Here is a 20,703-nt window from a genome sequence, read left to right as displayed (position 1 = left end):
AAATGCAACAACACTCCCCTCTTATGACTTTGCGTGACCTTGCACAGGACGCAGCAAAAAAAGCCGCAATACAACTTGCACAGGTGCGGCAGAGTCATCAGCAAATGGAGCAGCAACTCGCAGCGTTAATGGATTATCAGGATGAATACCGTACACGTTTAAACACTACACTCACTGGCGGCATGTCCAGCTCAACGTGGCAAAACTATCAGCAGTTCATGAAAACGCTGGAAATGGCAATTGAACAACACAAATTACAGCTCAACCAATGGAAAAAACGGCTTGAGCAAGCCATGTCACAGTGGCAGGAAAAACAGCAGCGTCTGAATGCCTTCGACACTCTGCAACAGCGGGCAGAACATAATTTGAAGTTACACCAAGATCGCATGGAGCAAAAACAAATGGACGAGTACGCACAACGTGGTGCACAACGGAGAATGAAACAATGAATCTCACTCTTTCGCCTACTGATTTAACATTGACGGAAAAAGCGACAGGAAAAAATCAACAGCTCCTGTTAGACGGTAACGTGCCTAAAGACAAGGCACCGGAATTTGGGCAGTTTCTCAATAAAGAGACGGACACTTTACAGAAAGCCTCTGTTCAGGGCCGTTCTGCTCAAAGCAATTCTGCTAAAACCAATTCTGATCAAAGCAATAAAGCCCACGGAAATAGTGAAAATGGTGAGAAACGTTCCACTGATAACAAAATAGAAGGTGAATTAATCCCCTCATTAGTTATAACTGGGCAAACAACCATACAGGATAAATTTTCGGCATTACCTTCAACATCAGCTCCAATATCAGCGTCAATATCAGACAGTGATGCAGAACTTACCTTGCTGGACGATGAAGATCCTTTGTCTGCTGACACGTTGATCAACGCGATGCCTATTCAGCTAGCCGGGTTGATCAATCGCCAGTCAACCGAGGGCAGTTCAGAAAATCCAGATGACTTGTCAGACATTGACAACAGCCTTGATGGCATGTTAGCTGACAAACTTGGCAAAAAAGCCAAAGGAGATATGGTGCTGGCGACAACAGGTCTGGCGGAGCATACCGAAGATAAGGGATTAGATGACGAAATCCGCTCTTTTATCAGGCAAGATACTACCCCGCTCAGCAATGGACAAGCTTCTGTCAAAAATCGATCCGTATGGGTATCAACGAGCGGAAAAGTGAAATCAACGGCTAACAATTCTGATCAAAATTCGATTCCATTAACGAATGGAAAAGAGAATAGCGGGAAAGAGTTCGCGCTCATGCAAGGGGCATCAACATTAGCAACAGCTTCTACGGAGACTTTCCCTTCTGGAGCACTACACGCCCTGTTGACTTCTCCCCAAATTTCTGCGGGCCATCAAACAAACGGACAATTTCAGTTAAATGGTACACCTGCGCCTTTACTAAGCGCCCATCTTGGCAGCGAAGAGTGGCAGCAGCAACTAAACCAACACGTGTTGTTTTTTAACCGTAATGGATTACAACAAGCTGAATTGCGCTTACACCCGCAAGAACTGGGGGCACTGCATATCCGCATGAGTGTTGAAGATAATCAGGCCCAATTACATTTTGTCTCTGCCCATCAACATGTCCGTGCCGCTTTGGAAACAGCCCTGCCTAATCTTCGTCATGCGCTGGCAGAAAATGGCATCCAACTGGCTCAAAGCAGTGTAGGGAGTGAGACATCGGAAAGTTGGCAACAGGAGCAATCAGCAAATCCACAGCCACAGGCCAATACCCGAACCCATGCTGAAAGTAATGGAACACTAGCAGCAACATCAGTGCCAACAACTCATGAATCAATGATCCGAATGACTCCTCAACAACTCGCTTCAAGTCGTGGAGGCGTTGATATTTTCGCCTGATTATCTGCCTGATTTCATCATTTACAACAATAACTGTAAAAAAACGAAACAAGGCCGATAACAAACGCGTGAGTTAATGGTTTTTTCCACGTTTGTTCCTGCTATTGCCGGAACAAAGACGCGGGATAATTGATATTGAATTTGATGAATAAGGAGCTCCGCCACGGAATGCGCGGTATCTTATTCGTTACAGAAAACAGGAATTCGTCTGTCCATGTCTGATTATAGCTACGAACGTAAACGCACAAATCCAATTTGGATGATACTGTTAATACTGATTGCTGTTCTTAGTACCGCCATCGGGGGATATAGCTGGTGGACAATGAAGCAATCCAGCAATAACAGTTCAGAAAAAGCCAAAGTCATTCATACTCCGGTATTCATGGCATTGGAGCCTTTCACCGTCAATCTGATCGACAACGAAGATCATTTTGATCGTGTTTTGTATGTCGGGGTGACATTACGTCTGCCCGATGGAACAACCCGTCAGCGCTTCCATGATTATCTGCCAGAAGTTCGTAGCCGTATGCTGCTGTTACTATCCCGCCAGAAATCGACGGATCTGGCGAAAGATGACGGCAAAGTACGTTTAGTGGAAGACATTAAACAGACACTGAGCCCGACACTGATACCCGGTGAACCTGATCAGGTGATCACCGATGTATTGTTTACTACGTTTATTCTGCGATAATCACGATGAGTGACAATATTCTTTCACAGGCAGAGATCGATGCTCTGCTCAATGGTGACAGTGCTACTGCGGATGACGTAGAACAAATCGCGTCATCAGTGGAGAGTGAGGTTCGTCCTTACGATCCCAATACACAACGCCGTGTTGTACGTGAGCGTTTGCAGTCACTGGAAATCATCAATGCACGCTTTGCCCGCCAATTCAGGATGGGATTGTTTAACATGCTGCGCCGCAGTCCGGATATTACTGTCGGTGCCATTAAGATCCAGCCTTATCTTGAGTTTGCCCGCAATTTGGCTGTGCCGACTAACCTCAATCTGGTTCACCTGAAACCATTGAGAGGAACTGCACTGTTCGCTTTTGAACCCAATCTGGTTTATATCGCTGTTGATAACCTGTTTGGCGGTGATGGCCGTTTCCCGACTAAAGTAGAAGGCCGTGAATTCACCTATACCGAGCAGCGTATTATCAACCGGATGCTGAAACTGGCATTGGATGCCTATCGCGACGCATGGGATTCTATCTTTAAACTTGAAGTAGAATACGTGCGTTCCGAGATGCAGGTGAAATTCACCAATATCACAACTTCACCCAACGATATCGTGGTAACCACACCGTTCCAGGTGGAGATTGGCGACCTGTGCGGGGAATTCAACATCTGTATTCCATTCGCCATGATCGAACCTCTGCGTGAACTCCTGACCAATCCTCCGGTGGAAAATGTGCGTCAGGAAGATGGGCAGTGGCGTGAAAGTCTGGTGAAACAAGTTCAGAACTCAGAGCTGGAACTGGTGGCGAATTTTGTTGATATCCCCTTGCGACTGTCAAAAATTCTCCAACTGAAAAGTGGCGATGTTTTACCGATTGAAAAACCTGAACGTCTCATCGTTCACGTTGATGGTGTGCCAGTGCTCACCAGCCAATATGGAACACTTAACGGGCAGTATGCCCTGCGTGTTGAACACCTGATTAACCCTGTTTTAAATGCTCTGGATGAGGAAAAGCCCAATGAGTGATGCTAAACAACCCACAGATACCAGATCGACTGAAGACTTGTGGGCAGAAGCGCTGGAACAACAGGCCGCACAGCAGACCTCTGACAGCGGTGCGTCAATCTTTGAGAACCTTGAGCCGCAGGACGCGCTCTCTCAGATCTCCGATATTGACCTGATTATGGATATTCCCGTTAAGCTCTCCGTTGAGCTAGGGCGCACTAAAATGACCATCAAACAATTGCTGAAACTGTCTCAGGGTTCAGTGGTGTCACTTGATGGCCTTGCCGGTGAACCACTGGATATCCTGATCAACGGCTATTTAATTGCACAAGGAGAAGTGGTCGTCGTATCTGACAAATACGGTATCCGTATTACAGATATCATCACACCTTCTGAACGTATGCGTCGCTTGAGTCGTTAACCATGATGGCGAATCAGCCTGCCTTTCATGCTTCTTTTCAAAATGGTGCGGCACCAGATGCCGCACCGACTGTTCCAATCACTTATTTCAATGATTAATGCAAAGATACCGATGCTATGATGACCAGCACAACAACAGCCAATACATCAATAACCAATACATCAATAGCAGGCACAGCAACAAATGTCCCTTCCCTTTCGGCTGGTCAGACATTTATGCAGATCAGCAGTGCACTGGGTGGGATCTTATTGTTGATTTTTTTCATGACATGGTTGATCCGTCGTCTGGGGCTTTCGCCTGCTAAAAACAAAAATCACCGATTGCTTAATGTCAAAGCAAGCTGCTCACTTGGGCCAAAAGAACGGGTTGTGGTGGTTCAAATCGAAGATAGCTGGTTAGTTTTGGGGGTAACATCTCAACAAATCAATGTATTACATCAGCTATCTGTATCTCCCGATAACAAGGAAAAGGAAACCGAACTTAACACGCTTCCTTTCGGTCAGTTATTAAAAAATACGCTCCAGCGAAAAAGTAAAAATGACAAGGATGGCGATGAAAAATAGAGTTTTTTTTATGGCAGACAATCAAAAAACAGACCGAAAATTTGTCTTGCACATTCATCTGGTACGTCTGGTAACGGTATTTATGACATTTTTATTACCATTGTTTCCCATGAATGCTGCCGCGGAACTACCCGGTATCATTAGCCAACCACTGGCCAATGGTGGACAAAGTTGGTCACTGCCGGTTCAGACCCTGATTTTCATCACCGCACTGGGGTTTATTCCCGCGGCCTTACTGATGATGACCAGCTTTACCCGCATCATCATTGTGTTAGGTTTGCTGCGTAACGCACTGGGAACACCTTCTGCCCCACCGAATCAGGTCATGTTGGGATTAGCATTGTTTATGACCTTTTTCATCATGGCCCCGGTATTTGACAAAGTTTATCAGGATGCTTATCTGCCTTTTAGTGAAGATAAAATCTCACTGGAAGCTGCATTGGATAAAGGCTCTCAACCTGTACGCCAATTCATGCTGCGTCAGACACGGGAAAATGATTTGGCCCTGTTTGCCCGCCTTGCCGATCAACAGGCATTTGAAACGGCAGATTCTGTCCCGATGCGTGTTCTGGTGCCAGCCTTTATGACCAGCGAATTGAAAACTGCGTTCCAGATTGGTTTTACGCTTTTTATCCCTTTCCTGATCATCGACTTGGTTGTAGCCAGCGTCCTGATGGCTTTGGGTATGATGATGGTTCCACCTGCCACGATATCACTACCATTCAAACTGATGTTGTTTGTTCTGGTAGATGGCTGGCAATTATTGCTTGGCTCGTTAGCTCAAAGTTTTTATGTCTGATTCGTTTCTCTATCTGAATTTGATGAACGTGCCAGACAAAAATATTTGGCGTTAAATATTATTGAAAAAGCTCAAGAACGGTTTGAAAAATTATGACTCCTGAATCGGTAATGGCTCTCGGTGTTGAAGCAATGAAAGTCGCATTGGCGCTGGCTGCCCCGCTGCTTTTATCAGCGCTGATATGTGGTTTAGTGATCAGCTTGTTACAGGCGGCAACACAGGTAAACGAAATGACCTTATCGTTTATCCCTAAAATTCTGGCCGTTGTTGTCACTATTATTATTGCCGGGCCGTGGATGCTGAATCTGCTGTTGGATTACATGCGTACACTTTTTAGCAGTATTCCAGCCATTATTGGTTAATCATGATCCCGTTTGATAGCGAAACACTTGCCCGTCTCGTCAGTGATTTTTTCTGGCCAATGGTGCGTCTTTTAGCATTGTTCAGTATTGCCCCGATTTTCAGTGAAAAACAGATGCCGATAAAAGTCAGAATTGGCCTGGCATTAGTGATCACTGCTTTATTGGTTCCAAATATTCCTTCTCCCCAAATCCCGATTTTTTCCGTTGCCGGGATTTGGGTTTTGATACAGCAGATGCTAATTGGCATAGCTTTGGGGTTAACCATACAGATTGCCTTTGCGGTGGTGCGTCATACCGGTGAAATACTTGGTTTACAAATGGGGCTCTCTTTCGCCATATTTTTTGACCCTACCGGTGGCCCGAATATGCCAATCTTGGCACGTATTCTGAATATGCTGATGATGCTGTTATTTCTGGCTTTTGATGGTCATTTATGGATATTGTCTATTCTGGCAGATACCTTTTATTCCATCCCGATTCAATCTACCCCATTGAACCCCAGAGGTTTTCTATTGCTGGCACAAAGTGCCAGTCTGATCTTTATCAATGGCATGATGCTGGCAATGCCAATGATTACTCTGCTTCTGGTATTGAATTTTTCTTTAGGCATGTTGAACCGCATGACACCTCAACTTTCTGTGTTTGTGGTCGGTTTTCCCCTGACCCTGACAGTTGGTATTTTCACACTTTCCCTGTTGTTCCCAATGCTGGTGCCGTTTACTGAGCGGTTATTTGGTGAGATGTTCGATCGTCTGGCATTAATCATTAATAATATGGTGCTGTAGATATTATTTGTCTGATAACCCCGTCATTCGGCGGGATAATTTTTTCGTATTTCTCATTCCTGCTACTGTCCCAATAAATATCACAGTCACCCACTTTGCTCTGTATTTTTTCATCCAGACACCATTCAGATCAGACACCATCCAGACATCGTCTTATCCTCATTCACGATTAATATTACCATTATAAAACTATCGACATACGGTATTTATTTCAGTTAATTTAATTCCTGAACGTTATAATCATGTATGTATTTAATGTGGGAATTCTCCCACCAACCATACCCAGTTCATTCTTATCGAAGGGCAATTAAAAGAAATATTTTATTTATTTTCAAGTGGATGAGACAAACCAAAACCGAACTATTATCAAGGAGAAATGAAAATGTTACCTAATAACTCTTCACATACTTCCTCAGCAGTTCGTAATAATAATTCCCTCCCCCCGCATACATACCCACTTAGTTCTCCTCAGCAAGCCGTCTGGTTTGATCAGGCCATTCACCCCGATGCTTCCCACTACAATCTCAGCCTTTTTATCTGTATCGAAGGCGATCTGAACGAAGAATTATTTGCCCGCGCCTTTGAAAAGGTTGTTTGTAGTCATGACACTCTACGTTTACGGTTTATCAACACTCACACTTTGCCCACCCAGAAGATTATTCATTCCCTCCCTATCACCATGGATATACTCGATTTTTCATCGTATTCAGATGCTGAAAACAGAGTACAACACTACATGGATACCGAGTTTATGCGTCCATTTCAACTGAATGATGAATTGTGGCGTTCCAAGTTATTGCGAGTCAGTCATACCTGTCGGTATTGGCAGTTTTGCGGTCATCATTTGATCATTGATGGGACTGGCCTGTGCATACTACTTGACAAGGTTATTGATAACTATAACCGTTTGAAAAAAGGAGAAACACTGAGCAACTCAGTTCACTCTTATCTGGATTTTATTACGGATAACCTCAATTACCTTGCTTCTGAACATTACTCACAAGATATGCAATTTTGGTTGAAGCGCTATGAAAACCTGCCCCCTCCCTTACTCCAGCACGCTAATTTCAATAACACCGATGCCAATAATATCAAGAACCACAAACAAACTAAGCCTATTGCTTCCAAGCCTGTTATTTGGTCAATTGACCAGACACTGTTTAAACGTATTAAAAAAGCCGGCGGTAAACAGGGATTACCCCTTCTGCATTTCATGTATGCCCTTCTGGCCTGCTACTTCGCTCGAACAGCAGATGTGGATGAAATTGTTATCGGTATTCCCTTACACAATCGTAAAAATATACAACAGAAGCACACAATAGGCATGTTCGCCTCCGTACTCCCCATACGCATCACCCTTTCACCAGAGGATACATTTCGCGATGTCATACGCAAAGCCGCAACCGAATTGAATCTTTGCTACAAGCACCGAAGCTTTCCCATCGTAGAGCTAAATCGACAAATACATACCCGACAAAAAGTCTCAGCTCCTCAATTATTTAATGTCACTTTATCTCTCGAACCGTTCAGCGCTAATCTGCATATGGAAGGAGAAAGTACCAACATCAAACTCTTCGACCTACATTCTGGTGTCCCTTATCCTCTCTCTATCAGAATCAAACAATACACAAACACCGCCCGTCATGAAGATGCTGATTTCCCACTTTCCATTGAGTTCTATTTTTCGCCTGATTACCTGAGTACGAAGGAAGTTATAACGCTTCAGTCCCGCCTTGCCGTTTTGCTTGATGCCGCTCTCACTTCTCTGGAAACACCATCCCTCACAAATACGAAAATAGTCAATCTGCCTATCCTGCCCGACATTGAGCGCCAACAAATTTTGGTGGATTTCAACGCCACCCAAACCGAATTTCCACAGGAGGCGCTGATTCATCAACTGTTCGAAGCACAAGTGCAGCGCACACCAGATGCCACTGCTGTGCTTTTTGCAGAGCAATCATTGAGCTACGAAGAGCTGAATAAACGCGCCAATCGTCTGGCACATCATCTGATTGCGCTCGGTGTGCGTCCTGATGATCGGGTGGCGATTTGTGTTGAACGCAGCCTGGAAATGGTGGTTGGTTTATTAGGTATTCTCAAGGCTGGTGGCGCCTTTGTACCCCTCGATCCGACTTATCCGGCCAAACGACTGGCATATATGTTCAATGATTCAGACCCCGTGGCGCTGGTTACTCAGAAAGCATTTATCCAGACAATTTTTACCCAGACAGTATTTACTCAGAAAACAGTGGCAGAAACGTGGAACAGTAATCTGCCAACTCTATTACTTGATACACCAGAATATTCTGTTTTGGATGAAGGATTAGAAGAAAACCCAGAAGCCCGGTCACTGGGGCTGACTTCCCGCCATCTGGCTTATGTCATTTATACCTCCGGCTCTACAGGGCAGCCCAAAGGCGTCATGATAGAACATCGCAGTTTGTGTAATTATATTATTACCTGGAAAGACGTACTCACCATCACACCAGATCATCGCATCCTGCAATTTGCCTCCAACAGTTTCGATGCCTGCATGTGGGAATGTTTTATGGCACTCATGGCAGGCGCTCGCCTTTATCTTGCCAAACGGGACAACCTTCTGCCGGGTACAACGCTGTCTGACTATTTAGAGGCACATGCGATTACTCTCGCCATCTTATCCCCCACGGTTCTGGCAACAATGAATACTATTCCGGCAACACTGCAAACTTTAATCCTGGGAGGGGAAGCGTGCCCGCCTACGCTGGTCAAACGTTGGGCACAAGGGCGACGGATGTTCAATGCATATGGCCCGACAGAAACCACCATTTGTGCCACTTTTTATCAATGTGACAGTCAAGAAGACAAAGCACCACCGATTGGTTATCCCATTGCTAATACCCAAATCTATATCCTTGATACTTATGGTCAACCCGTTCCGTTAGGGGTTGCCGGAGAGATTCATATCGCGGGTGTCGGCGTTGCCCGCGGCTATCTAAACCGCCCCGAACTCACTGTTGAACGTTTCCTCTCCAATCCGTTCTCTTCTGAGTCTGACGCCCGGATGTACAAAACCGGTGATCTGGGGCGTTGGCTACCCGATGGCAAGATTGAATATCTAGGCCGCAATGATTTTCAAATCAAACTACGTGGCTTACGCATTGAACTGGGAGAGATCGAAGCAAGATTACGGCAATGCCACGGTGTACATGAAGCTATAGTGCTACCCTATGAAAATATTTCCCATGAGGATCTTTCTCATCAGAATACGCCTGATGAGAATAGGCCAGCTTCAAAACATCTGGTCGCTTACTTACTACCTGAGACAGGTATTGAATTAGAACCTATGGCATTGCGGCAACAGCTTTCACAACATCTTGCCGAATACATGATACCCAGTGCCTTTGTGACACTCGATGCCTTTCCTCTGACCCCCAATGGCAAACTCAACCGTCAAGCTCTTCCGAAACCAGATCACACCGCAATCGTCACTCGCAGTTACCAGGCACCTATAGGAGAAATCGAAATCACCCTGAGCCAAATTTGGCAAACATTACTCGGAGTGAAACATGTCAGCCGCTACGACCACTTTTTTGAGCTTGGCGGCCACTCTTTGATGGCCGTTAGCCTGATAGAACAACTGTGCAATCTGGGATGGGGTCTTGATATCCAGATCATATTTACCAGACCAGTATTACACGAGATGGCAAACGCAATACTGTCGGCTCAGCAAGAGGCAATTCAGGGAAATATAGAGCAAGAAAATGCGGCAGTATTCACTGTTCCGCCTAATCTCATCCCTGACGGCTGTACTACCATTACACCCGACATGCTAACTTTAGTTTCCCTGTCTCAACATGAAATTGATGCCATCGCCGCAGCTATTCCCGGAGGGGCTGCCAATATTCAAGATATCTATCCACTCACACCATTACAGGAAGGCATTTTTTTCCATTATCTGTTGCAGAAACAGGGGGATATTTATCTGTTACGCAATTTACTGTCCTTTAATTCCCGCGAACGGCTTGATACCTTTCTGGCAGCCTTACAACGGGTCATTAACCGTCATGATATTCTGCGCACTTCAATCTATTGGCAGGAATTAGCGCAGCCAGTGCAGGTCGTTTGGCGGCAGGTCTCTTTACACATTAATACGTTTTCGGCAAATAGCGAGCAGGAGATCTCCTCTCAATTACTGGCACACTCAGATCCCCACCAGCACCGTTTTGATATAAGTCAGGCTCCGTTAGTCTCTGCCGACATTGCCTATGATCCGGCTCAGAATGCGTGGTTACTGGCACTGTGCATCCATCATTTAATCTGTGACCATATAACACTGGAGCGTATTATTGATGAAATCGGTGTATTATTACGTGGTCATTCCGAATTGCCCAATTACGCCGAAAGCGGGTATCTTGACAGCCGTCATTCTGAAACATTGCCCCCAGTATTACCTTATCGTAACTTTGTTGCGCAATCCCTGCATGTATCGACTTCAACTCACGAAGCCTATTTCCACAAAGTACTTTCTGATGTAGATGCACCAACAGCCTCTTTCGAAATATTGGATCTTCATAGCGGTGAGCAGAAAAATAGCAATAAGCAGCAAATATCGGAAACTAAACAGTCACTTGATACTGCACTGTCCAGAGCGATTCGCACACAAACCCGACGTCAGGGGATCAGTCCCAGTATCTTGTTTCATGTTGCCTTAGCTTTGGTGCTGGCAAAAACCAGCGGGCGTGATGACGTAGTCTTTGGTACGGTATTGTTGGGGCGTATGCAAGGCAGTTCTGGCATCGATCAAGTCATGGGATTGCTTATTAATACCTTACCCATTCGGATTGGACTTACGGAGAATAGCGTACAGACAACCCTTCAAGAGACCTACCTCAACCTGATGAGATTGTTAGAACATGAACAGGCAACACTGACGCTGGCCCAACGCTGTAGCGGCGTCATACCACCTTTACCACTTTTCAACACCCTGCTTAACTATCGTCATAGTCAATCGGATGCCACCTTTGCTAAATTAGAAGGCACACGTCTGTTGATGCAAGAAGAGAGGATTAATTATCCCATCGGTTTGTTTGTCGATGATTGGGGTGATGAGTTTAGCCTGGTTGCCCAAACTGTACCGAATATCGATTCGGTTCGTCTGATTGGCTATATGACCACGGCCCTGGCAGGCTTGGTCAAAGCATTGGAAACCTCACCCCACCAGCCAATTTTAGAGATTTCGATTTTGCCCGCTCGCGAGCGTCAACAATTACTGGTGGATTTCAACACAGTTCAATCCCGTCAAGACTTTTCATTGTCTCAAGATACAGCAGTGGATTTCCCACAATATGATGCACTTATTCACGAATTATTTGAAAAACAGGCACAACGCAATCCTGATGCAATTGCTGTTATTTTTGAAGAGCAGTCGTTAAGTTATGCTGAATTGAACCGTCAGGCCAATCGCTTAGCGCATCGTCTGATTGCCTTAGGTGTCCGTCCTGATGATCGGGTGGCAATTTGTGCTGAGCGCAGTCTGGAAATGGTGGTAGGATTACTCGCTATCCTTAAAGCTGGCGGTGCTTATGTTCCGCTCGATCCAAGCTATCCGGCCGAAAGGCTGACCTATATACTTGAGGATGCGGCTCCTGTTGTCTTACTCACCCAAACACCGTTGATTAACCGGCTGGTCAGCACTGTACCTATTATTGACCTCTGTAATCTTGCATTCCTCATTACGGATATGCCAGCCAGTAACCCTGATCCTCTGCTCCTTGGTCTGACCCCACACCATCTGGCTTATGTGATTTATACTTCTGGTTCGACAGGTTTGCCAAAAGGGGTAATGAATGAGCATCGCGGGATTGTGAATTGTTTACTCTGGGCACAAGAGACTTATCAATTCACCTCTCAGGATCGTATCTTGCAGAAAACACCATTCAGTTTTGATGTTTCCGTTTGGGAGTTATTCCCACCCCTGATGTTTGGTGCTCAATTAATCCTGGCATGTCCTGATGGTCACAAAGATCCGCTCTATTTATTGTCTGAGATAGAAAGGAACAGGATTACTATCATCCACTTTGTACCTACCATGCTACAACAATTTCTCTATGCTATTCCCATCGGGCGTTGTCTTTCTCTGCGTCATATTTTCTGTAGTGGTGAAGCGTTTCCTTATACCTTGCAACAGAAATGTTTGTCTTACTTTACCCATTGTCAATTACATAACTTATATGGCCCCACCGAAGCTGCGATTCATGTCACCGCCTGGCGGTGTGTGCCAGATGGTTATATCGGACGAGTCCCCATTGGGCAGCCGATTACCAATATCCAAATCTATCTTCTTGATCGTCATGGGGAACCGGTTCCAATTGGTGTTACCGGTGAAATTTATATCGGTGGAGTCGGTGTTGCCCGCGGTTATCTAAACCGCCCAGAACTTACAACTGAACACTTTATTGCTGATCCTTTTTCTTCAGCCCCTGATGCCCGCCTATACAAAAGTGGTGATCTGGCTCGCTGGTTACCTGACGGTAATATTGAATACCTTGGCCGGAATGATTTTCAGGTCAAAATACGCGGTTTTCGTGTCGAACTTGGCGAAATTGAGGCCAGACTAGCGCAATGTCACGATGTACTCGAAGCTGTTGTACTTGCTCAAGAAGATACTTCTTATGAAAAAACAGGGGGTGAAAAAACAGGAAGTGAAAAACGTCTGGTTGCTTATCTACTCGCTAAACCAAATGCGATACTGGTGCCAGCAGAACTACGCCGGCAACTTGCACAATACCTTGCCGAATATATGCTACCCTGCGCTTTTGTAACGCTTGATGCCTTTCCGTTGACACCTAATGGCAAACTCAATCGTCAGGCACTGCCAATACCAACGCAGATGGCACGGGTGACCCGTAATTATGCAGCACCCATCGGAAGTATGGAAACGGAATTGGCCGAAATTTGGCAAGAACTGCTGAAATTGGAACAAGTTAGTCGTCATGACCATTTCTTTGAACTCGGTGGTCACTCCCTGCTAGCTATCCAACTTGCTGCACGAATACGCCAGAAACTGGCGCGGGAATTACATTTACAACAACTCTTTTCCCACCCGATTCTGGCCGATTTAGCAACCGTGCTTATCGACACACCGGTGACAAACCAAGTCATTATTCCTGTGACTGATCGTAGTCAACCTTTACCACTCTCTTTCTCTCAACAACGCTTATGGTTCATCACCCATCTCAATACCAAAACCAATCTGGCCTATCATATCCCGCTGGCTCTGCATCTCAGCGGGCATCTCGATCATGCTGCGCTTGCGACTGCGCTTGATCATCTCGTCAGCCGACATGAAAGTTTACGTACCCGTTTTGTCCTGATTGATGAACAGCCTTACCAATATATTGATAGTGCAGATATTGGTTTTTCCCTGGCCTATCAAGATCTGCGCAGCTTAGACGAAACTTCTCGCACGATCCGTATTAACCAATTGGCAGAACTCGAAACACAAACGCCGTTTGACTTTGCTAATGAGCCAATGATCCGAGGACAATTACTGCAACTATCTGATGAAGAACATGTATTGTTTCTGACGCAACATCACATCATTACCGACGGCTGGTCGGTAGGGATACTGCTTCGGGAACTCAGTGCTCTTTACCGTTCCGCACTGGGAAAATATAGCGCTCCTTTACCTCACCTCCCCATCCAATACCCGGACTATGCCGTCTGGCAACAGAAATGGTTACAAGGTGTGGTCTTCACTACACAACGGGATTTCTGGCAAAAACAACTTCAGGATGCACCGGCATTGCTTGATCTTCCTACAGATTATCCACGCCCGCCGGAACAACGATACACTGGCAGTCACGTCCCTGTTCATCTGAATGCCGACTTACTGTCTGCTCTCAAAGCTCTCGGACAGCGTCAAAACACGACGTTATTTATGACGCTGCTTGCGGCCTGGGGGATCGTACTTGCCCGTTTAAGCGGACAGGATGATATTGTCATCGGCACACCTGTCGCTAACCGTTCGCAGAGTGAACTTGAAGGATTGATTGGCTTTTTCGTCAATACCCTGCCTTTGCGCGTTGAGTTGAAATCGGGCGATTCTGTGGCCAATCTGCTCACCCACGTCCGTGAACGTGCGCTGGCAGCTTATGCACATCAAGACTTGCCCTTTGAACAATTAGTGGAAATTCTGCAACCTGAACGCAGCCTGAGCTACAACCCAATTTTTCAGGTTATGTTGGCCCTGAACAATATTTCCACTCAGTCTCTTGAATTGCCTGGTTTATCTGTTTCACCGATAAAACAGCCACATCGCAGTGCGTATTTTGACCTGACGTTGTCACTGTCCGAAACATTGGATGGCCTCAGTGGTTATCTGGAATACGCTTCGGATCTGTTCGAGCACACGACCGCTGAACGCATGGTCGGTTATCTCATCAATGTGCTAACGGCTATGGCAAGCGATGAAACACAAGCCATTGCCCGCCTGCCGATGTTATCTGCTGAGGAACGCCAACAATTACTGGTGGATTTCAATACTCCTCAAACCTGTCAAAATGCCAGGGTCAACTTGCCGGACAATACGTTGATTCATCAACTATTCGAAGCACAAGTACAACGCACACCAAACGCAACAGCAGTGATCTTTGAAGACCAATCTTTGAGTTATCACGAACTTAACTGCCGCGCCAATCAACTGGCACATGGGCTGATTGCTTTTGGTATTCGCCCCGATGATCGTGCCGCCATTCATGTTGAACGGGGTTTAGACATGATTATCGGCCTCTTCGGGATTTTAAAAGCCGGTGCCGGTTATATTCCACTTGATCCAGAATACCCCACCGAACGGCTGGTTTATCAGTTATCGGACTGCAAGCCGGTAATATTGTTGACCCAGAAACAATTACAGACACGTTTACCAATACAGGATATTCCCATCTGGCTGCTGGACGACAAGATTCACCAGGGCAACATGCAAAAACTGCCTGCCTATGATCCTGATAGCCAGCAAATGGGGATCAAACCGCACCACTTGGCTTATATCATTTACACCTCTGGTTCAACCGGAAATCCAAAAGGTGTTATGTTGGAACATCACAATGTTGTTAGCCTTATCCATGCTCAATGTCAGGTGAGTGAGCCTCACTTGGGCGATCGAATCTTGCAGTTTGTGACCTTCGCATTTGACATTTCAGTGTCAGATATTTTTCCTACTTTGTCCTCAGGTGCCACGCTGGTTCTGCGCCCACCCTATATCAAAATACCGGATGTCACCTTTGTCGATTTCTTGTGCGAACAGAAAATAACCATCATCAATATCCCGACCGCCTTCTGGCACCATTGGGTACAAGAAATGATAGTCAGACGCAGTGGTTTCAGCCCCTACCTGCGCATCATTATTGTTGGAGGTGACAAAGTAGAACACCGCTATTTAATGGACTGGCTATCGTACCCGGAAACACAATTCTGCCGTTGGATCAATGCCTATGGCCCCACCGAAATAACCGTTACTGCAACGACTATGCCGATAAACCATATGCTAATAAACAAGGACATAGCAACAGACAAAATCACCAACAACATTCCGATTGGGCGCCCATTATCTAATACTCGTGTCTATATTCTGGATGCACTTGGTCAGCCAGTTCCTATCGGCGTCAGTGGAGAAATTTATATCGGAGGCATGGGAGTCGGCCGGGGTTATTCAAACCAACCTGCGCTGACAGCAGAGAAATTTGTTGTTGACCCTTTTAGTGAGCACCCCAACGCACGCATGTATAAAACCGGTGATCTGGCTCGCTGGCGATCTGACGGCAATATCGAATACCTCGGCCGCAATGATTTTCAAGTCAAGATCCGCGGATTTCGTATTGAACTGGGAGAAATCGAAACCAGATTGCTACAATGTCAGGGCGTACGGGAAGCTATTGTACTTGCCCGCGAAGATGCTTCTTATGCAAAAACAGGTGGTGATAAACGCCTTATTGCTTATCTGATCGCCGAATCCAATACAAAACTTGTGCCCGCAGAACTGCGCCAACAACTTGCACAATATCTTGCTGATTATATGCTGCCCAGTGCATTTGTGATACTGGATGCTTTTCCGTTGGCTCCCAATGGCAAACTCAACCGCCAGGCCCTGCCGATGCCGGATCAGTCATCAATCGTGACTCATGCTTATGAAACACCGCTCGGTGAAAAAGAAAGAGTTCTGGTGGAGATCTGGCAAACATTATTAGGAGTGGAAAAAGTTGGCCGTTATGACCATTTCTTTGAACTGGGCGGTCATTCTCTGATGATTATCAATCTGATCGAACGACTGCGCAGCCGGGGTTGGAGCCTTGATATGCGCACTGTGTTTGTCACTCCGATATTGGCTGAAATGGCAAAATTCATGCAGGATATTGAAAATAATGCAGCCACATCCCCTACGCCCGCTATACCGCCTAATCTGATCCCTGATGACTGCACTGCCATTACTCCTGATATGCTGCCACTGGTTTCTCTGACACAACCTGAAATTGATACTATCGCCGCCACCATTCCCGATGGCATCACCAATATTCAGGATATCTACCCACTTGCACCATTACAGGAAGGTATGTTGTTCCACCATCTGATGCAAACACAAGGAGACGTTTATCTGTTACAAACTTTGTTTGCGTTCGACACCCGCGAACGTCTTGATGCTTTTCTGGTGGCCTTGCAACAGCTCATTAACCGCCACGATATTCTGCGCACAGCTATCTGTTGGGAGGGTTTAACACAACCCGTACAAGTTGTCTGGCGTCAGGCTTCCCTGCCTATCAACACTTTTGTGCCAGACGGTGATAAAGATATTTCTTCCCAATTGCTGGCGCATACCGCCCCACGCCAGTGTCGCCTTGATATAAGCCATGCACCGCTATTCTCTGCCGATATTGTCTATGATCCACATCAAGGTGAATGGTTGCTGGCTTTCTGCTGCCATCATATACTTAATGATCATATGTCGCTGGATATTATCGTCGCTGAAATCAAAGAACTTCTGCACCCGCATACCAAATTGTTACCTCCTGCACTGCCTTATCGTCACTTTATCGCTCAGTCTTTATGCATACCGATATCAGATCACGAAACCTTTTTCCGTGAAATGCTCGTCGATGTGGATACACCCACTGTGCCTTTCGGAATAGTGGATATCTACCGTGAAAATAGGCAGATAACCGAAGTCATCAAGCCACTTAATGCCACCCTATCCAGAGCTATCCGCAAACAGGCGCGTCGTCAGGGAGTCAGCCCCGGAGTATTGTTCCATGTCGCGCTAGCACAAGTTCTGGCAAAAATAAGCGGGCGAGATGATGTCATTTTCGGGACAGTCTTGCTCGGACGCATGCAAGGAAACGCTGATATTGATCAGATCCTGGGGTTGTTTATCAATACTCTGCCTGTACGCATCCGACTTGCAGGCAACAACGCACAGGAAACTGTGCAAGCGGCTTACCGCAGTCTGACGCAGTTACTTGAGCACGAACAGGCACCACTGGCGCTGGCTCAGCGCTGTAGTGGTGTAACACCGCCTCTGCCACTGTTTAATACACTGCTTAACTATCGCCATAGCCAATCAAACCTTACCAACACGCTATGGGAAGGCATACGTCTAGTGACAGGGCAAGAAAGAACTAATTACCCTCTCTATTTAGCAATAGATGATTTGGGCAGAGGTTTCCTGTTGACGGCCCAGACTGTATCGGGAATCGATCCAGCGCACTTGATTGCCTGCATGACAACGGCCCTGACAGATCTGGTAAAAGTATTGGAAGATGAACCTCATAAACCAATCATGGATATTTCTATTTCGTCTGATAAAGAACGCCAACAATTCCTGGCGGATTTTAATACTGTTCAGGCTGGCTTAGCGCAAGATTTACTGATACCAGATCAATCTACCGTTGTAACTTCCGGCTATTCCGACTATAAAGCGCCGCTCGGTGAGGTAGAAATTGCACTGGCTGAAATATGGAAAAAGTTGCTGAAACTGGAACAGGTAGGCCGCCATGATAATTTCTTCACGTTGGGAGGCCACTCATTGATAGCGATACAAGTGTTAGCCCGTATGCGTGAACAAAACATGGAGATCCCACTAGCAACGTTATTTACTCATCCCACATTATGTGAACTGGCTAAGGCCATAAACCAAAATCACTCAACCAAATTTAATAGTTCAAACTGTAATCACTAACTGAAATAAAAATTCATCGGCTCCACAATCTGTCTATAAACTGTGGAGCCACTTCTCAATTCGTTATCTAACAACCTTTAATTAAAATTAGGTTGACCATTGGACGCTGTTACCCCACCATCCACTGGCAAATTCACACCATTTATGAAACTGGCATCTTCACTCGCCAAAAATGCAATAGCGGCGGCCACTTCATGCGGCTGCCCTGGTCGTTTCAACGAAATACGGCTATCGAAAGACCTAAGAGTTTCCTCGTCAAGACACTCAACCATCGGGGTTAATACTAAACCTGGGCAAACAGCATTGACACGAACACCTTGTGAACCATAATCCAGCGCCATAGCACGAGTGAGATTAACGACAGCGCCTTTTGACGCACAATAGTGAACGCTCCCCCAATCACCTCCTAAGCCAGATATGGAGGCATTATTAACAATACATCCTTTACTTTTCAACAAATGAGGTAAAGCAAAATAGCTACAATTAAGCACACCATTAAAATTCGTCGCCAATACCGCATTACCCTCTTCTTCTGAGAGACTCAATAAATCGCCGATTGCATACAACCCTGCATTGTTCACCAGAATATCGATCCGGCCAAAATACCTGACCGTTTCATCAACCATATTTTTGACTGATTCCCGATCTGTCACATCAGTCTGGATCACCAACGCTTTTTTTGATGATAGTTCACTGAAAACACGATGAAGCTTATCAGTATCCCGTCCTGCTAATACAACAATGGCACCCTCTTGCGAAAAACGTTTCGCTGTAGCCTCCCCCATACCACTTCCTGCGCCAGTAATAATGACAACCTTATCCTCAAACCGAACCATGTTATTACCCTCATTGATGTAATTTCAACGCTCGTTATAAATCCAGAGATAGCAATATTCTTAATCCCATTTTTCCTGACTGGAATTTATTTTCCAGTGAGCATTGCGTATTTCAGATATTGATTGAGATATGGAAACTGATTTATTCAAGATAGATATTATCTTATCGCCAGAAAATGTATTTTAAAATTTATAAAAACAAGAAATGTTTAACTATCATATCCTCCAGAATATAATTTGTTAATTATCTTGTTATTTCCTTTTTTATGCCTGATTGACTATTAATTATTCAATAAAAGATTCATCAATATTTTTTCAGTGAAATTGGAGAACGGTACTACAAGCATCATTCTTCTCACAACTAAATCTGACCTAATTTAATACAAGTCAGATATAATCTTGTTTTTTCTAACAAAATGATGCATTATCCTGATTTTTGCAGTTTAGTAGGTAATAAAAAGTGAAAATGAAATCATTATACATCTCCGCAATCACAACCTTTGCAATTATCATCAGTGGATGCCAATCCAATGCGGATTCATTTGCAGCAGATGTTTATGACACAACTCAATTAAACGAAAAACAAGAAACAAAGACAATCAATATCATTTCTGTTCTTCCTGCCAAAATCGTTGTGGAAAACAACACGAATAAACAAGCAGCCCAAACATTTGGTGCCATTCTTGGTGCTGTGGCTGGCGGTGTTGTGGGTTATAACGCAGGTCCCGGTTCCAGAGCAGGTATTGCGGCGGGTGCAATCGGTGGTGGCGCGCTTGGTGCTGCAGCAGGATCAATGGTAGATGATAAAGTCATCGTTGAAGGTGTCTCTCTTACCTATAAAGAAAACACTAAAATTTACACTTCAACTCAAGTTGGGCGTACATGCCAATTCACGCCAGGGCTAGCCGTAGTCATTTCAACCAAAACAAATGAAACACGCGTTCAGCCTAATGCTACGTGCCAAGATAAAAAATAAGCAGGTGAATCATGATTAAAAAAATTCTTATTGCATCTTTACTGATCACACTATCCACTCCTGTATTTGCTTCATCTCTTCAAAGCCAGCTTTCTGCCATTGCTCAGGCAGAAAGTGAAGGTAAAGCAGAAGAACAAAAGTAAGCGCTCAATTAAACCGTGCAGTTCACATTATATCGCTGGTGTTCAAATTCCACGGCA

Annotated in this window: 13 protein-coding genes; 12 read left to right on the top strand and 1 reads right to left on the bottom strand. The window is 45.3% G+C overall.

The window, feature by feature from the left end; all coding sequences use genetic code 11:
• Positions 1-2: 2 nt before the first annotated feature.
• The 10 genes from fliJ to ABLA85_RS07190 all read left to right on the top strand — a co-directional run bounded on the left by fliJ (position 3) and on the right by ABLA85_RS07190 (position 18,691).
• A complete protein-coding gene (gene fliJ / locus ABLA85_RS07235; protein ID WP_367962650.1) occupies positions 3-449 on the top strand; it encodes a flagellar export protein FliJ in 447 nt (148 codons plus the stop codon).
• Positions 446-1,867 (top strand): flagellar hook-length control protein FliK, encoded by a 1,422-nt coding sequence (locus ABLA85_RS07230; protein WP_367962648.1) that lies wholly within the window; start codon positions 446-448, stop codon positions 1,865-1,867. The genes fliJ and ABLA85_RS07230 overlap by 4 nt, the downstream gene beginning before the upstream one ends.
• 214 nt (positions 1,868-2,081) lie before the next feature.
• Positions 2,082-2,558, top strand: a complete 477-nt coding sequence (fliL, locus tag ABLA85_RS07225; protein ID WP_367962646.1) for a flagellar basal body-associated protein FliL — start codon at positions 2,082-2,084, stop codon at positions 2,556-2,558.
• A gap of 5 nt (positions 2,559-2,563) precedes the next feature.
• A complete protein-coding gene (fliM, locus tag ABLA85_RS07220) occupies positions 2,564-3,574 on the top strand; it encodes a flagellar motor switch protein FliM (RefSeq protein WP_367962644.1) in 1,011 nt (336 codons plus the stop codon).
• Complete coding sequence (gene fliN, locus ABLA85_RS07215) at positions 3,567-3,974, top strand: flagellar motor switch protein FliN (RefSeq protein ID WP_367962642.1); 408 nt, start codon at positions 3,567-3,569, stop codon at positions 3,972-3,974. The genes fliM and fliN overlap by 8 nt, the downstream gene beginning before the upstream one ends.
• 116 nt (positions 3,975-4,090) lie before the next feature.
• A complete protein-coding gene (gene fliO / locus ABLA85_RS07210) occupies positions 4,091-4,537 on the top strand; it encodes a flagellar biosynthetic protein FliO (RefSeq protein WP_367962640.1) in 447 nt (148 codons plus the stop codon).
• Positions 4,538-4,619: 82 nt separating this feature from the next.
• Positions 4,620-5,336 (top strand): flagellar type III secretion system pore protein FliP, encoded by a 717-nt coding sequence (gene fliP, locus ABLA85_RS07205; protein ID WP_367962688.1) that lies wholly within the window; start codon positions 4,620-4,622, stop codon positions 5,334-5,336.
• 92 nt (positions 5,337-5,428) lie between these two features.
• Positions 5,429-5,698: a flagellar biosynthesis protein FliQ gene (fliQ, locus tag ABLA85_RS07200; protein ID WP_038262736.1), complete on the top strand. Its 270-nt coding sequence runs from the start codon at positions 5,429-5,431 to the stop codon at positions 5,696-5,698.
• Positions 5,699-5,700: 2 nt separating this feature from the next.
• Positions 5,701-6,483: a flagellar biosynthetic protein FliR gene (gene fliR, locus ABLA85_RS07195; RefSeq protein WP_367962638.1), complete on the top strand. Its 783-nt coding sequence runs from the start codon at positions 5,701-5,703 to the stop codon at positions 6,481-6,483.
• Between the two features lie 382 nt (positions 6,484-6,865).
• Positions 6,866-18,691 carry an amino acid adenylation domain-containing protein gene (locus ABLA85_RS07190; protein WP_367962635.1) on the top strand — a complete coding sequence of 3,942 codons (11,826 nt, stop codon included), beginning with the start codon at positions 6,866-6,868 and terminating at the stop codon, positions 18,689-18,691.
• 77 nt (positions 18,692-18,768) lie between these two features.
• Here ABLA85_RS07190 and ABLA85_RS07185 read toward each other — a convergent pair whose 3' ends face one another.
• Positions 18,769-19,527: an SDR family NAD(P)-dependent oxidoreductase gene (locus ABLA85_RS07185; RefSeq protein WP_367962633.1), complete on the bottom strand. Its 759-nt coding sequence runs from the start codon at positions 19,525-19,527 to the stop codon at positions 18,769-18,771.
• 466 nt (positions 19,528-19,993) lie between these two features.
• Between ABLA85_RS07185 and ABLA85_RS07180 the strand changes: the two genes are divergently transcribed.
• On the top strand, positions 19,994-20,503 hold the full coding sequence (locus ABLA85_RS07180) for a hypothetical protein (RefSeq protein WP_367962687.1): 510 nt from the start codon (positions 19,994-19,996) through the stop codon (positions 20,501-20,503).
• 11 nt (positions 20,504-20,514) lie between these two features.
• Entirely contained in the window at positions 20,515-20,646 is a 132-nt protein-coding gene (locus tag ABLA85_RS07175; protein WP_367962631.1) for a hypothetical protein, read from the top strand.
• Positions 20,647-20,703: the final 57 nt, after the last annotated feature.

This window comes from Xenorhabdus sp. SGI246 (genome assembly GCF_040838225.1).
Lineage (GTDB): Bacteria > Pseudomonadota > Gammaproteobacteria > Enterobacterales > Enterobacteriaceae > Xenorhabdus > Xenorhabdus indica.
The sequence above is the reverse complement of the archived record's forward strand: the minus strand, read 5'-3'. Positions and strand labels throughout refer to the sequence as shown.

Excerpts from the sequence above, each read along its gene's own strand:
- fliL (WP_367962646.1), top strand. The coding sequence starts at position 2,082 with ATGTCTGATTATAGCTACGAACGTAAACGCACAAATCCAATTTGGATG.
- fliQ (WP_038262736.1), top strand. The coding sequence starts at position 5,429 with ATGACTCCTGAATCGGTAATGGCTCTCGGTGTTGAAGCAATGAAAGTC.
- fliR (WP_367962638.1), top strand. The coding sequence starts at position 5,701 with ATGATCCCGTTTGATAGCGAAACACTTGCCCGTCTCGTCAGTGATTTT.
- fliP (WP_367962688.1), top strand. The coding sequence starts at position 4,620 with ATGACATTTTTATTACCATTGTTTCCCATGAATGCTGCCGCGGAACTA.
- ABLA85_RS07185 (WP_367962633.1), bottom strand. The coding sequence starts at position 19,527 with ATGGTTCGGTTTGAGGATAAGGTTGTCATTATTACTGGCGCAGGAAGT.
- fliJ (WP_367962650.1), top strand. The coding sequence starts at position 3 with ATGCAACAACACTCCCCTCTTATGACTTTGCGTGACCTTGCACAGGAC.
- fliN (WP_367962642.1), top strand. The coding sequence starts at position 3,567 with ATGAGTGATGCTAAACAACCCACAGATACCAGATCGACTGAAGACTTG.
- fliM (WP_367962644.1), top strand. The coding sequence starts at position 2,564 with ATGAGTGACAATATTCTTTCACAGGCAGAGATCGATGCTCTGCTCAAT.
- ABLA85_RS07230 (WP_367962648.1), top strand. The coding sequence starts at position 446 with ATGAATCTCACTCTTTCGCCTACTGATTTAACATTGACGGAAAAAGCG.
- fliO (WP_367962640.1), top strand. The coding sequence starts at position 4,091 with ATGATGACCAGCACAACAACAGCCAATACATCAATAACCAATACATCA.
- ABLA85_RS07190 (WP_367962635.1), top strand. The coding sequence starts at position 6,866 with ATGTTACCTAATAACTCTTCACATACTTCCTCAGCAGTTCGTAATAAT.
- ABLA85_RS07175 (WP_367962631.1), top strand. The coding sequence starts at position 20,515 with ATGATTAAAAAAATTCTTATTGCATCTTTACTGATCACACTATCCACT.
- ABLA85_RS07180 (WP_367962687.1), top strand. The coding sequence starts at position 19,994 with ATGAAATCATTATACATCTCCGCAATCACAACCTTTGCAATTATCATC.